This is a genomic window from Arthrobacter sp. N199823, assembly GCF_002929705.1.
Taxonomy (GTDB): domain Bacteria; phylum Actinomycetota; class Actinomycetes; order Actinomycetales; family Micrococcaceae; genus Specibacter.
In genome coordinates, this window is sequence record NZ_PJIN01000001.1 from 56,330 (window position 1) to 70,333 (window position 14,004).

Annotated in this window: 12 protein-coding genes; 9 read left to right on the top strand and 3 right to left on the bottom strand. The window is 60.0% G+C overall.

From position 1 onward, the window contains the following. Window positions 1-61 precede the first annotated feature (61 nt). Window positions 62-1,975: a glycoside hydrolase family 127 protein gene (locus tag CXQ93_RS00255; RefSeq protein WP_258068494.1), complete on the bottom strand. Its 1,914-nt coding sequence runs from the start codon at window positions 1,973-1,975 to the stop codon at window positions 62-64. Between the two features lie 133 nt (window positions 1,976-2,108). On the opposite strand from CXQ93_RS00255, the gene CXQ93_RS00260 reads away from it, so the two are divergent. Next, window positions 2,109-3,137, top strand: a complete 1,029-nt coding sequence (locus CXQ93_RS00260) for a LacI family DNA-binding transcriptional regulator (protein ID WP_104109126.1) — start codon at window positions 2,109-2,111, stop codon at window positions 3,135-3,137. A 150-nt stretch (window positions 3,138-3,287) separates the two neighbouring features. Here CXQ93_RS00260 and CXQ93_RS20980 read toward each other — a convergent pair whose 3' ends face one another. Beyond that, a complete protein-coding gene (locus CXQ93_RS20980; RefSeq protein WP_258068495.1) occupies window positions 3,288-3,416 on the bottom strand; it encodes a hypothetical protein in 129 nt (42 codons plus the stop codon). A 123-nt stretch (window positions 3,417-3,539) separates the two neighbouring features. Between CXQ93_RS20980 and CXQ93_RS00265 the strand changes: the two genes are divergently transcribed. Continuing rightward, a complete protein-coding gene (locus tag CXQ93_RS00265) occupies window positions 3,540-5,210 on the top strand; it encodes an extracellular solute-binding protein (RefSeq protein ID WP_104108510.1) in 1,671 nt (556 codons plus the stop codon). Between the two features lie 13 nt (window positions 5,211-5,223). Further along, the gene (locus CXQ93_RS00270; RefSeq protein ID WP_308470601.1) at window positions 5,224-6,579 is read left to right on the top strand and encodes a glycoside hydrolase family 27 protein; all 1,356 of its coding nucleotides are present in this window, start codon (window positions 5,224-5,226) and stop codon (window positions 6,577-6,579) included. A gap of 100 nt (window positions 6,580-6,679) precedes the next feature. Here the strand turns inward: CXQ93_RS00270 and CXQ93_RS00275 are convergent, their stop codons facing one another. Further along, window positions 6,680-7,351, bottom strand: coding sequence for an NADP-dependent oxidoreductase (locus tag CXQ93_RS00275; protein WP_104108511.1), 672 nt, complete (start codon window positions 7,349-7,351; stop codon window positions 6,680-6,682). A 15-nt stretch (window positions 7,352-7,366) separates the two neighbouring features. On the opposite strand from CXQ93_RS00275, the gene CXQ93_RS00280 reads away from it, so the two are divergent. The 6 genes from CXQ93_RS00280 (at window position 7,367) to CXQ93_RS00305 (ending at window position 13,994) form a co-directional block, all read left to right on the top strand. Beyond that, a complete protein-coding gene (locus tag CXQ93_RS00280) occupies window positions 7,367-7,801 on the top strand; it encodes a MarR family winged helix-turn-helix transcriptional regulator (RefSeq protein WP_219817302.1) in 435 nt (144 codons plus the stop codon). Between the two features lie 463 nt (window positions 7,802-8,264). Further along, window positions 8,265-9,737: a glycoside hydrolase family 32 protein gene (locus tag CXQ93_RS00285; RefSeq protein ID WP_104108512.1), complete on the top strand. Its 1,473-nt coding sequence runs from the start codon at window positions 8,265-8,267 to the stop codon at window positions 9,735-9,737. Between the two features lie 55 nt (window positions 9,738-9,792). Beyond that, a complete protein-coding gene (locus tag CXQ93_RS00290; RefSeq protein ID WP_104108513.1) occupies window positions 9,793-11,130 on the top strand; it encodes an ABC transporter substrate-binding protein in 1,338 nt (445 codons plus the stop codon). 67 nt (window positions 11,131-11,197) lie between these two features. Continuing rightward, window positions 11,198-12,079: a carbohydrate ABC transporter permease gene (locus tag CXQ93_RS00295; protein WP_104109129.1), complete on the top strand. Its 882-nt coding sequence runs from the start codon at window positions 11,198-11,200 to the stop codon at window positions 12,077-12,079. After that, complete coding sequence (locus CXQ93_RS00300) at window positions 12,076-12,978, top strand: carbohydrate ABC transporter permease (RefSeq protein WP_104108514.1); 903 nt, start codon at window positions 12,076-12,078, stop codon at window positions 12,976-12,978. Before CXQ93_RS00295 ends, CXQ93_RS00300 begins: the two co-directional genes overlap by 4 nt. Next, the gene (locus CXQ93_RS00305; protein WP_104108515.1) at window positions 12,975-13,994 is read left to right on the top strand and encodes a LacI family DNA-binding transcriptional regulator; all 1,020 of its coding nucleotides are present in this window, start codon (window positions 12,975-12,977) and stop codon (window positions 13,992-13,994) included. The genes CXQ93_RS00300 and CXQ93_RS00305 overlap by 4 nt, the downstream gene beginning before the upstream one ends. Window positions 13,995-14,004: the final 10 nt, after the last annotated feature.

Sequence of the window (14,004 nt, forward strand, 5' to 3'; positions counted from 1 at the left end):
CTACGGGAATGCTGGCAGCCTCGAGTGCTTCCAGAATTTCTTATAGCTGTCCGGCGTCGAATCACTGAGTTGGAATCCACACGCGCATCGCGGCCTGCTGGCGGTTGCCCCAGCGGAAGTAGGGGATCAGCGTCAGCGGGCCCAATTCTCGGTCCTCTGATGGTGAGGATCGCTGTTGCTTTGAGTACAACCCTCCGCTGGTTGAGGGGCGGGCCATTGCTCCACTGGCGGTGATTGCGGGAGTATCCAAGCCGCCGGGTGCCCTGGTGACCTTGAGCTTGGTATCCCTAGGAAGGTAGATGTCTTGGACATCAACCTCTGCGGGCAAGTCTGCCTGCTCCAAGGCGAAGATGATCGGGCCTTGCCGCACGGCCATGGTGCCGCGTGATGCGTCCAGCCGTGGATGCGGCAGATCGATCACAGGAGCAACATAAAAGTCCAGCTCAATGGAATTATTCACCGAGTTTGGCTCGAGTACGAGGTATCCGTCGGCCTGCGCGGGGAACGCTGCAACGCCGTCGATCTTCACTGAATACTCATCCGCCCAGGCCGGGACGCGAAGGCGTAGCTCGACGCCGAGGGGGCGATCGAGTGTGAGGTCAACGCGCCCGTCCCAGGGATAGGCGGTGCTGACTGCGGCTATCGGGCTGTCCGCGTCATTCCCCAATGCCAGGTTTCCGTCACTGTAAAGGTGCAGCTGAATACCGCGATCATTGCTTGTGGCCGCGTAGCTGTCGAGCGAGGCGATGAGGCGGGCAAGGTTCGGTGGGCAGCATGCACAGCCGAACCATGAAAGTCGGCTCGCGGAGGCATTCTCATCGGAGATGTGTCCCTCCCTCAATTGCAGTCTGTTGACGTAAAAGAACTCGGTGCCAGACATGGAGGTCGAGGCGGCAATTACGTTGTAGAGCCCCCGTTCCATTTCATCGGCGAATCGAGACTCGCCCGTGCGCAGCAGCATCCGCCAATTCCACATGAAATTAGCGATCCCAGCACAGGTCTCGGAGTAGGCCCTGTCCGGTGGCAATTCATAGGGGTCGCCAAAGGACTCGCCCCGATGGCGGGATCCCAAGCCCCCGGTGATGTACATCTTCTGGGTGTGGACGCTCGTCCAGATTCTCTCAAGTGCGGCTTCCAGTTCGGCGTCACCCTCCTCAATGACCAAATCAGTGGCGCCTGCGGTTAGGTAGAGCTGCCGGACGGCATGTCCGACGGCGTCAGTGGCTTCCCTGATCGGCTGATGATCCAGAAAATAGTCAGCCCCGAAATGGTCCGGGCCCATGGTTTGGTAGCCGCGCGCGTCGATGAAGTGCTTCGCCAGCCGCATGAATCGGCGTTCCCCGGTGAGCCGCCAAAGTTCCACCAGGGCCGTTTCAATTTCGGGGTGCCCATCGAGATCGGGCCGTGCTCCGGGCCCGAGCTCGCGTTCAACCAGGTCCACATACCGAATTGCAGTCGCAAGGAGATCGCGCCTGCCTGTGGTCCGGGTGAAGGCGATGGCGGCCTGAATTAAATGTCCCAGGCAGTAAAGTTCGTGTGACCAGCGCATGGCGCTAAGTTTCTGATGCGAGGTGCCGCCCTGCACCCACGTGTTGAGGTAACCGTCATCGTCCTGCGCGTGAGCGATCAGCGAAACAACCTCATCGACGAACGCGTCGTAGTCTGATGTTCCTGTTCGGCCGATCTCCCAGGCGATCGCCTCGAGTGTCTTATAGACATCAGAATCGGCGAAGGGTGGGCCACGGAAGGCGGCGTCCGACTCTCCGATGAGCCTGCGGAAGTTATCTACGGTTCCGCTTGCTTCGATCTGTTGAATGCAATGGGGGATAGTCGCGGCCCGGTTTAGTTCCTGCCACGAACCAAGAAAGCCGGCATCGCTGAACCGCATGCTTCCCCGAGGTAGGGGCCGCACAGCGGTAGTACTCGAGGGGGTCAGGCCGGTTGGGCCGTTTTGCTCGGCGGTGAGTATCGGCATTGACGTACTCCTTCAAATCAAGTGATGGCGGTAGGAAGCGAGAAGGCGGAGCTCTTGACTTCGGTCCGCGGTTTGAACAGTATGAGAAAGGTTGGGAAAGTTCAACGGAATATTTTTTCCCAGAAAGGTTTTCATGCGAGCTATCACGATTAACCACGTGGCCGAGGCCGCTGGCGTTTCCATTGGAACGGTTTCAAAAGCACTCAATGGAACTGGCCGGGTGTCAGCCGAGACCCGGGAGCGGGTCCGTCGCGAGGCGGCCCGTTTGGGGTTTGTTCCGCGCCGGCGAGCAGACTCGGGTGCGGCTGTTGACCTGGCCTATTCGGTCGGCGTCCTCACAACCGATAGCTTCGGGCGGTTCACCATACCGATCATGCTGGGCGCCGAAGACACGCTAGGCCCTGGCCGGGTCACGGTACTGATGTGCGATGGCCGTGGCGATGCCCTGCGCGAACAGTTCTACATCGACAGCCTGATGCGACGGCGAGTGGATGGAATCATCGTCACCGGCCGCGGCAACGATGCCAGGTCACCGATTCGGGGGACCGGAGCCGTTCCTGTCGTTTATGCGTTTGCACCCTCCACCGATCCCGACGACTATTCGATTGTCCCGAACAGTCACAGAGTGGGCGCGCTCGCCGTCGAGCACCTGATAGGAGGAGGCCGACGACGGCTGGTTCAGATCACGGGGTACGAGTCCCAAGCGGCCACAGTAGAACGGCACAGCGGCGCGTCCGCCGCCCTGACTGCTCAAGGACTCCAATGGGCCGCGGCTCCTCAGTTCGGAGAATGGTCCGAGCGGTGGGGGCGTGAGGCCGCAATCCGTCTTGTCCGAGACGGCGTCGATTTCGACGGCGCATTTTGCGGCAGCGATCAGATTGCCCGAGGATTCGTCACAGGGCTTCGCGAATCTGGCGTCGATGTACCCGGGCAAGTTGGCGTCGTCGGCGTCGACAATTGGGACGTCATGGTCGAGGCAGCCCGCCCGCCATTGACAACGATCGACCTCAATCTTGCTGAAATTGGGCGCCGCGCCGCCATGGTCATCATTGAAGCGATCAACGGCGAGCCAGTCCCCAAGGGTAGCGAGAAAGTTGAACCTTCGCTCATCATGCGGGACTCCAGCGCCTCGCCGGCACCTCCCGTATCGGTCACCCGTTAGCCAGGGCCACGCTGACACCGCAGCTGGCACCGGGGCTGGCGCCGCCGCTGGCTCCGCACCCCATAACCTTCACTTTGTGACCTCGCTGACCGGGATCGTGACGGAGCCGCAAGAGTAGCTGGCCAGAGGGAGTAAGTCATCCACTTTGGGTCATCGGGGATGCGCCATTTTTGCCGCCCTGACGCGGTTCAGTGCTTGGTTCAGCTTGCGTAGCACCCTGTCAGTTCCATTGCTTGCTGCCGGTGTGGGGACATTGAAAACAACGGCCCAGCTCGTCATGGCCGCGAGTCTCACCTGAACCATTGACTCCAATTGTGAGCTAGATTACTGTTCAAAAGTATCGAAGGTCTTCCGAAACTATCGGAACTGGCTCAGATTCAGCTCACACTCCAGGAAGAGAAAATGGCACCCTTCACGTTCAAGAACCCACCAGTTAGCCGACGCGCTTTTGTCACAGGCATAGCCGCAGCCGGACTAGTTGCCCTGGTTGGCTGCAGCAAGAAATCAGAAGGCCCCGTGGACATCTCGGCCCAGAGCGTCGGTGCCATGGAGGGGTTCGAGGCAGACATGCAGTTCAAGGCCACAGAGCCGTTGGACCTCTCAATTCTTTGGACGGATTGGCCAGAACTCCCGGTGAAGGACTCGTGGGAGGTGTTCAAGGAAATCAAGGCCCGCACCAACGTCAACCTTGAATTGACCCACATGCCCTTCAGTGATGCAGTAGAGAAGCGGAGCCTGCTCATCAGCGCCGGCGATGCGCCCTCCATCATTCCGCTCATCTACACAGGTGATGAAAAGCCGTTTGTGTCTTCCGGCGCGGTCCTACCCATGAGTGACTACGTAGAACACATGCCCAACTTCAGGAAGTACGTGAAGGAATGGGACCTCGAAGCCATGATAGATAATTTGCGCCAGGCCGACGGAAAATACTACATGTTGCCGGGCCTTCAAGAGGTGTCTGTACCCGTCTTCTCGCTCATGATCCGCAAAGACGTGTTCGAGGAAGTGGGCGCGGCAATTCCCAATACCTGGGATGAAGTACGGGACAGTTTGGTCAAGATTAAGGCCAAATATCCGGATTCCTACCCACTAGCCGACGGCTTTGAAGGGCAGTCACTGCTGAATTACGCCGCTCGTTCCTTCGGCACGCAGGCCGGCTGGGGTTTTGGCACCGGCACAATCATGGACGAGGAAAGCAAGAAGCTCAAGTACGTCGCCACATCGAAAGAGTACAAGGATCTGGTTACCTTTTTCCATGGCTTGGTCAAGGACGGTCTGCTCGACCCGGAATCGTTGACGGCGGCCGATGCTGGCGGCGGAAACGCCAGTATTTCGGAGAAATTCGCTAGCAACAAGATCTTTGCCGCCTCAGGGAACACTGGCACCGTCATTGAATATTCGACGGCGCTCGATAAGACTTTGGGGAAGGGCGCCCATGAAGTCATTCTCATTGCTCCGCCCGGCGGCCCCGCAGGCAACATCATTGGCCCGCGGAACTTCTGGCACGGTTTCATGCTCAGTTCAAAGGCCAAGGACCAGCCCAACTTCCAGGCGCTGTTGCAGTTTGTTGACTGGTACTTCTACAACCCCGATGCGCGGGAGCTGCTGCGGTGGGGCGTTGAAGGCAAGCAGTACACAAAGGATGCCACGGGAGCTATCAAGCTCAAGGATGGCTTCTCCCTTGATGCCTGGAACCTCACGAGCAAGGGGGCCGTGGATATCCAGAAAGACCTGGGCTACTCCACGTTCGCCTCTGAAGGAACCGAAAGTCGGAAGCTCAAAGAGTCCTACAGCCCCAAGGATGCTGTGGCCTACATTGAATCGGTTCTGACAACGAGGACATTCCGCGCACCGGATGCGCCAGCACCGTTGGAAGAGGCGGAACTGGAGCAGTCCTCCTTGATCGCCACCCCGTTGAAGGACACAGTCGATACCAACACCTTGAAGTTCGTGCTCGGAGAGCGCGACCTCAGCGAATGGGATAAGTTCGTCACCGAACTTGAAGGACAAGGGCTTGCAAGTTACGTAGACCTACTTGACACCGCCCACGAACGCTTTGCGGACAAGACCTAACTCCTTGGACTCCGTGAAGGTCGAGCTCTCGACGGACCGTGCAGTCACCCGGCTGGCACCAACTCCGCCCATGGGGTGGAACAGCTGGGACTGCTACGGCACCACTGTGACAGAGGAGGAAGTCCTCGAAAATGCCCGGGTTATCCGGGACCAGCTACTACCCTCAGGCTGGGACACTGTCGTCGTCGATATTGCATGGTACGACCCGACGGCGAGAGCTCACGGCTACAACGAGGACGCTCCTGTTGTGCTCGATGCGTACGGCCGCCAGTTGCCGGCACGGAACCGATTCCCCTCGGCGAAGGGCAGCACAGGGTTCACATCCCTTGCTAACGCTGTTCATGCCATGGGGCTGCGCTTTGGCATCCATGTCATGCGTGGCATTCCACGTAAGGCCGTCGAGCAGAATCTCCCCGTCGAAGGGACTGAGTGGACGGCGTCGCAGATCGCCAACCAGGATGACACTTGCAGCTGGAATCCTGACAACTTCGGGCTCAACCATGGGCATCCAGGAGCCCAAGCGTATTACGACGGCCAAGTTGCTCAGTTTGCCCGCTGGGGTGTGGACTTCCTCAAGGTAGATGACATGCAGGCGCCGTACCATGATGATGAAATCACCGCATTTGCAACAGCCATCACCCGCAGCGGGAGAGAGATGATGCTGTCCCTTTCCCCGGGAACGAATCTACCCACGACGCACCTTGACCATCTTCGCGAGAATGCAAATATGTGGCGCATCTCCGATGACCTCTGGGACCGGTGGGACGACGTTCATGCACAGTTCGCCCGGCTCGCCCGGTGGGCACCGCTTCAACGCGCCGGCGGATGGGCTGATGCCGACATGCTTCCGCTTGGCCGGATTGGTCTCCGTGCTGAGCGTGGTGAACCCCGTGATTCTCGCCTGAGCGCTGCGGAACAGCAGACTTTACTGACGCTCTGGGTCATGGGGCGCTCACCGCTCATGATGGGCGGCGACCTGCCCTCGACTGACACGGCAACCATAGAGCGCCTTGCAAACCCCGCACTCTCGAGAGTCCTCGCCACAACAACCGGAAACCGTGAAATCTTACGGGAGCCCAAAAGTCAGGGGAGTGGTGAAGTTATTGTGTGGGCCGCCAGCGCCGGTACGGGTCATTTTGTCGCAGTGTTTTGGACAGGTGAGTCCGAATGCAAACTGTCAGTGGCGCTGAGTTCGGTGGTTGGCCTCACGGCCGCCCGGGACGGCTGGGCTGCCTGTGACCTTTGGGAGCAAGGCCCTGCACACAGTCTAGAGCTCGACGCCGAGGGGCGTTTCGCTGTTGCCGTTCGGCCGCACGGGGTGCGCTGGTACGAACTGGTGCCCGTTGCGTCCGAGGCAGCCTCAGATTGAGCGGTTTCCTCGACCCATCATCGAATGTTCAAGCCGACAGAGACGGAGGGTGAACCCTGCGGCATCCGCAGAGTCGCCCTCCAGCTCCGTTAGCTGACCGTCAGGATGGTCTTGCCGAGGAGCTTGCCAATTCCCGCTTCTTCATGAACGGCGCGCAGTTCCTGTAGTGGCCGGCGTCGAGATCCAACGGGCCGACGACTTTGGCGGCGCCGTGCTCGAGTAGACGGTCGGCGTGCTTCGGCCCGTCGACGGCGGTCACCGTAGCGCCGGCGTCGGCGGCGAGCTGCACAACGAAGCTGCCCACTGCTCCACCTGCACCGTTGACCAGCACGCTCTGCCCGGCCTGGATGCTTGCAAGCTCGACGGAGGCCTGCCGGGCGGCCAGCCCGGTCAGCGGCAGTGCCGCAGCGTCGGCCAGTGGCAGCGTTCGGGGTGCCATGGCGAGAAAATCGGCTGCGATGACCGCGTACTCTGCGGCACCGCCGTGCTCATTCAACGGGAACATCCCGATCACACGGTCATCGATCTGGAACCCGGTGACCCCCTCACCCAGCTTGACGATTGCGCCGGCAACATCCAGGCACGGCGTGACTGGGAATGGCGTTGGGATGGCTTCAGCAAGCAAGCCTTGACGAATATGGTCATCCACCGGGTTGAACGAGGTTGCTGCGACTTTAACCAAGACCTGGCCTAGGCCGGGTACGGGGAGTTCCACCTCCTCAGTGCGCAGAACATCGGTGCCGCCGAACTGGTGGTAGCGAATAGCTTTCACAGAACTCTCCTCATAGTGATTGTGGTCAGTGGTCCCGCGATGAAGGACGACCCGGCGCTGCTCGATCGGCAGCTGGAACACGACGCCGAGACGACGAACTACGAATACAGCGTTCTTGCCCGCCTCTCCATGGCCCCAGAGCTCACCCTTCGCCTCAGTGACCTGGCCACCCAATGCGACAGCAGTCAGCCCCGCATGTCGAAGGTTATGGTTCGCTTTGAGCAACGCGGCTGGGTGGCCCGTAGTCCTGATCCGAATAACGGGCGATACACCCTCGCGACGCAGACCGAAGTCGGTATGCAGAAAGCTGTAACGAGCGCGCCTGGTCATGTGAATCGCGTGCGCGAGCTCGTGTTCGACCCCCTGAGTGTCACGCAGCAACACAATCTCGGAATTGCGCTCTCCCGCATCGCCGAGACGGTCAGGGAACAACTCGACAACTGCAAGTAATGATGGCCCCCTGGCAGTCCGGCTGGCCGTGAGCTATGGGAGCCAGGGCTGGCACGGAATCTCGGGATCGACGCCGGGGTGTCGTTTCGCTGTTGCTGTACCAGCGCACGGGGTGTGTTGGTTAGAACTTGTGCCAGTTGAGCCTGTGGCCGCTTCCAATTGAGCGGTTCCGGAGGGTGTTGCGCAATGCAAACGCTCGCCGCTTCGTCTCCCTGCGGCTGTTGGGGGTAAGTTCCTGCGAAATTAGGCGCTGCCGGGTGACGCAAAAAAGTCCCATGCGCCTGATTTGGGTGGGGCTTGGATGGTCTTCAATGGGCCGCAAAGACCCCTCCGCGCAGATGTTATGAATCACATCGAGCCCATGGGAAATATTTCGAGAAATATTTGCTTAACCGCTTGACCAAAGTTTCTGACTGCCCTTATGGTCATGAATAAGCGGTTAACCAACTATTTTGAGGCAACTATGAAGCAGCGTGGCTTTTACAAACCAACCGAGGCTTGGGTGGGGGATGTGATCCCCTGGCAGGAAGATGGTGTGTTCCATTTGTTCTACCTGCATGAGACCCGCCAGAGCCCCAAAGAGGGGATGCCTTGGCATCGTGTGGTGACGGAAAATGTTGTTGATTTCCATGAAACCGGCGAGTCGCTCGCGTCGAACGGGCCGGCATCTGCGGACTTCAACATCTACACCGGAAGCATTGTGCGCGATGCAACCGGCGTGCACCACGCCTTCTACACGGGCCAAAATCCGGCCAAGACGGGGGCCGACGGACTGGCACTCCAGCTCGTGATGCATGCCACCAGCAATGACGGCATGCAGTCCTGGCAGAGACACGATGAACACACCTTCGGAGCCACTGCAGGCTACGAAACAGCAGACTGGCGCGACCCCTTCGTCTTCTGGGACGAGGACGAGCAACTCTGGAGGATGCTCATCACCGCACGCCACAACGATGGCCCGGCACGGCGCCGGGGCGTAATTGCCCAATGCACGTCCGAGGACCTCAAACAATGGAAGCCGGCCGCACCCTTTTGGGACCCGCGCCGCTACATTGCCCATGAATGCCCAGAGGTGTTCCAGTGGGGGGAATGGTGGTATCTGGTGTACTCCGAGTTCAGTGAAGCCTTCACCACCCGCTACCGCATGGCACGAAGCCTGGCCGGCCCGTGGATTGTGCCAGAGCACGATTCACTGGATGGGCGCGCTTACTATGCTGCCAAATCGGCCGCCCGGAACGGCCGCCGCTTCTTCTTTGGCTGGATCGCATCACGCGAAGGCGCCACCGACGACGGCGCCTGGCAATGGGCCGGCACCATGTCAGTTCTCGAAGCCGAACAGCGCGACGACGGCACGCTGGCGTTCCATCCGGCTCAAGAACTGCGGGAAACTTTCACCGATCAAGTGGAAAACAGCATCCCCGTAGCCCAGCTCACCGCCCCTGACGGCTACTCGGACATCCTTACTGAAGAGGACGCTCCGGACGCATTTAGGCTTGTGGCCCGCTTCGACATTGACGAGAATACGAGCGAATGCGGCATCCTGTTGCGGGCAAGTGCCGACGGCGATGAAGGGTACAGCCTGCGCCTGGAACCGAAGCGCGGACGGCTTGTCTTCGACCGATGGCCGCGCTGCGCCACCGGCGCCGAACAATGGCAGATCTCCGGCGACGTTCCCCACGCCGTCGAACTTGAGCGGCCCGTCATTCTTGAACCTGGCGAACACGAACTCGAAGTCATCGTGGACGGCGACCTTTGCGTAGCAACCGTTGACAACTCCACTGTCCTGAGCACCCGCATCTACGACCGGCCAACAGGCCGCGTTGGCGTGTTTGTCGGCGAGGGAGACGTCACCGTCACCGAGTTTTCCCTGTTCACCCGTGGCGCAGTCGCGGCTTCGCCCATCCCGGAGGCCGAACTCGTCGCCGCCCTGATCTAGACCCACCTCACGTTTTATCAACTGTGCCATCGATCAATCAATGGAGATTATTGCCATGACAATTACCAAGCGCAAGACCGCCTTATTGGCAGCGGCTGTCGCCGCCGCACTGGCCCTCGCCAGCTGCTCGGGAGCAGCCAGCGGGACCCAGCCAAACGACGTCGACCCTCAGGGCGAGATTGTTCCCCGCGAAATTTCCTGGCTCCTTTCCCGGCCAGCCGACGGCGGCGTTATCACGGCCATGAAGGAAATCGCGGCAGAGTACGCCACCGATCATCCGGGATTCTCACTTAACCTCATCACCACACCCGATCGCCCGTCGTACATTCAAAAGTACGAAACGCTCGCGGCCGCGAACAAGCTGCCCGAACTCTTCGACACGGACGCAACGCCGTTTGCACAGAAGCTGGCCAGCCAGGACCGCATGATCGATGTTGACACGCTGCTGACGGACCTTGACCTGAAAAAGGACTTCAGGCCCGCAGCCCTCGACTACCAGCGCTTCGATGACGGTTCCCTCTACATGGTTCCCTTTGAATTCCAGCTCGAGTTCTTCTGGTACAACTCCGCGCTGTTCAAGAGCGCAGGTGTTGAAACCCCCAAGTCCCTCGATGATTTCCCGCAGATGTGCACGGCGCTCCGTGCGAAAGGCATCACGCCCATCGCCCTGGACGGGCAGGATCAGTGGCCGCTGGAACGCTACATGGCGTACTACCCCTTCCGGATGGCCGGCCCCGAATTCGTCCAAAATCTCAAGAACGGCAAAGCAAAGTTTTCCGATCCTGCCGGCAAGGCAGCCGCGGAATGGCTCTACAACTTGGGCCAGGCGGGATGCTTCCAGGAAGGTTTCTCATCAACCGGTTACGCTGATGCGCAGGCACTTTTCACCTCGGGCAAGGCAGCCGTGTACAACATCGGCACCTGGGAACTAGGCAACCTCGCCACCCAAAAGCTTGACGCCGGTGTCCGCGATTCGGTGGACTACTTCACCCTTCCGGGCATCGACGGAGCCGTCACCGAGGCAAATGAGTACGTGACGCCGTCGGGCATCGGCATGGCCATCAACGCCAAGACCTATGACCCGCTGGTCCGCGACTTCCTGGCCTTCGCCCTCAACAAGTACCCAGAAGTTTATGCCGGCACCGGTGCGCTTTCCCCGACGACGACGGCCGAAACCACCATCCCTGCCGACGCCACAGGCCTGTACAAGCGATCCGTTGAACAGGCCAACACCGTAGGCAAATCCATCGCCATGCCGTGGGACACCCAGCTGGACCCGGCCACGAACACCCGCCTGCAGCAGGAACTGACCCTCCTGGTCCAGGGCGACATCAAGCCCGAGGAGTTCATCTCCACCATGGATGCAAGCCTGGCGGAGAACAACAATGGCTAGTACAGCGCAAACAAGCGGAGACCGAAAGGCTCTCAGGCCACCGCGAAAAAGCAAGCCCATGGCAACCATGCTGCCGGGCCGTTCCAAACTCGCCGTTGCCGTCTTCCTCATCCCACCCCTGGTCCTTTACGGGCTGGCGGTCCTGCTCCCCATAGTGCAGTCGCTCTTCTTGAGCTTCTTCCGTTGGGACGGCATTACCGATATGAAGTTCATCGGGCTGGACAACTACGCCAAGATGTTCACCCGCGACGACGTGTTTTGGACGGCCTTCGGCAACGCCCTCGGCTACCTGGTGATCTGCCTGGTGCTGCAACTCGGCGGTGCGCTCATGGTGGCCGGACTCCTGACCGGAATCCGGCGAGCCCGCGAAGTCGTCAAGACGCTCTACCTGCTCCCCGCCGTCATCTCCACCGTGGCCATCGCGTTTTTGTTCCAGCGAATCTACTCGCTGGAACCGGCGGGCCTGCTCAACCAGGTCTTGGACTGGGTTGGTCTTGGCGGGCTGCAAACAGCCTGGCTCTCCAACGTCCAGACGGTCCTTGCCGCGGTATCCATTCCCGAAGGCTGGCGCTTCACCGGCCTGTACATGCTCATCATTTATGCGGCACTGTTGGCCGTTCCCCGTGAGCTCGAGGAAGCGGCGCGCCTGGATGGCGCCTCATGGTGGCAGGTATTTTGGCGGATCCGTTTCCAGTACATCCGGCCCGTCTGGATCACGACCACCATCATGGCAACCACCTTTGCCCTTCGCGGCTTCGACATCCCGTACCTGCTCACCAACGGTGGCCCCGGACAGTCCTCGGAACTGCTGACCACCTACATGTACAAGACGGCTTTTGTGCACACCGACTATGGCTACGCCAGCGCGATTTCAGTCTTCATCGTTGTTGAGTGCCTCGTCGCCGTTGGCCTGATCTTCCTACTCCTTCGTCGAAGGGACGACTCATGAGTGCGCCAGTTCTCACCGCGCCCACCACGCCCATGCCAGTAAAACCACGCGTGCAAGCCAGGAAGCCCAAGCGGATTCGCGTGCAGCGGATGCTGCTGACGGCGACGATTGTGCTGATCGTCGTTGTGCAGGTTTATCCCATGGCGTGGCTGTTTTTGACCAGCTTCCGAACAGCGTCGGATTTTGCTTCCGGGAATCCGTTTGCGCTGCCTTCAGAATTCACGCTGGAAAACTACTCCCGCGCTTTTGCAACGGGTAACTTGTGGCTGAACATCCTTAACAGTTTCATCGTCACGCTCGGATCGAGCGTGCTGATCGTCATTGCCGGAATGATGGCGGCCTACGCCCTGCAGGTTCTTGGCTTCCGCCTGAGTGGCCTGGTGCGCGCACTGTTCCTCCTTGGCATCATTGTTCCCGTGCAGATTGCCCTCGTCCCGCTGTTCATCGACTATTCCAAGATCGGCCTGTTGGACACACACATGTCCATGATCATCCCGCTCGCTGCCTTCGCGATGCCCATGGCCGTGTACCTGTTTAGCTCCTTCTATGAGTACATCCCGCGGGAACTGTATGAGGCAGCATCCCTTGATGGTGCCGGCCCGTTCCGGATATTCAGCCAGATCACGTTCCCGCTGTCGGTGAATACCATCATCACAGTGGTGCTGGTCAACAGCATCTTTATCTGGAACGATTTCATCTTTGCCAACACGTTTGTGCTTTCCGACGGGCTGAAGACCATTCCGCTGGGTTTGCAGAACTACATTGGAGCGATGGGTAATACCGACTGGACCGCGACTTTCGCCGCCGTCTGCGTGACAGTCACGCCGCTGCTGTTGGTATTCCTTGTCCTGAACAAAGCCATGATTAGCGGTCTCGAGAGTGGAGCAACCAAGGGATGACCAGCGTAGAACCGGGCAAAGGCGCCCACACCGTAACGATGCGGGATGTCGCCAAGGCGGCTGGCGTTTCTGTTGCCACAGTGTCAGTAGTGGTGAACAACAAGCCCGGTGCCCGCATCGGCGACGAAGCCCGGCACCGCGTGCTGGAGGTTGTGGCACAGCTGGGCTACCGGCCCAACATGCTGGCCCAAACCCTCGCCAACGGCACGTCCCGCTTCATCGGCCTGGTGGCCGACGCCATTGCCACCACCCCCTTCGCCGGGCAGATCATCCACGGGGCCCAGGACGAAGCGTGGAAAAACGGCTACGTTCTCCTCGTCGCGAACACCGATGGCAACCAGGCAGCCGAGGACGAGGCCATCGCCATGATGCTGGAGCACCAGGTCCACGGAATCCTGTACTCGAGCTGGTACCACCGAGAGATCACAGTTCCTGCCACCCTCCACCAGACGGACACCGTGCTCGTGAACTGCTTTGCGGCTGGAAGCGGACTACCCTCCGTCGTCCCTGACGAGGAGGAAGGCGGGCGCACCGCCACCCGGGAGCTGCTGGACGCCGGTCACACCAAGATTGCCTTCATCAACACCACCACGCCCTCTCCGGCGCAAAGCGGACGCCTTGCCGGGTACCGCGCCGCACTGGAAGCGGCAGGACTCAGTTACGAAGAATCACTCGTGTTCCCCGCAGCCCCTGAACAAGAAGGGGGATACGCGTCCACACCCAGCATCATAAATTCCGGGGCCACGGCAGTGTTCTGCCACAACGACCGCGTGGCCATGGGCCTTTACGACGGGCTGCGCGAACAAGGGCTCCGGATTCCTGAGGACATCGCCGTCATGGGTTTCGACAATCAAGACGTCATTGCCGCCCACCTGCGTCCGCCATTGTCGACAGTGGCCCTGCCGCACTACGAGCTTGGCGCAGCCGGGATACGCATGCTCCTTGGCATCGAGCATTCCTCGGACACCGTTCCCACCCGCATTGCCTGTCCACCCATCCCTCGGCAATCGATCTAAGGAAGTCACC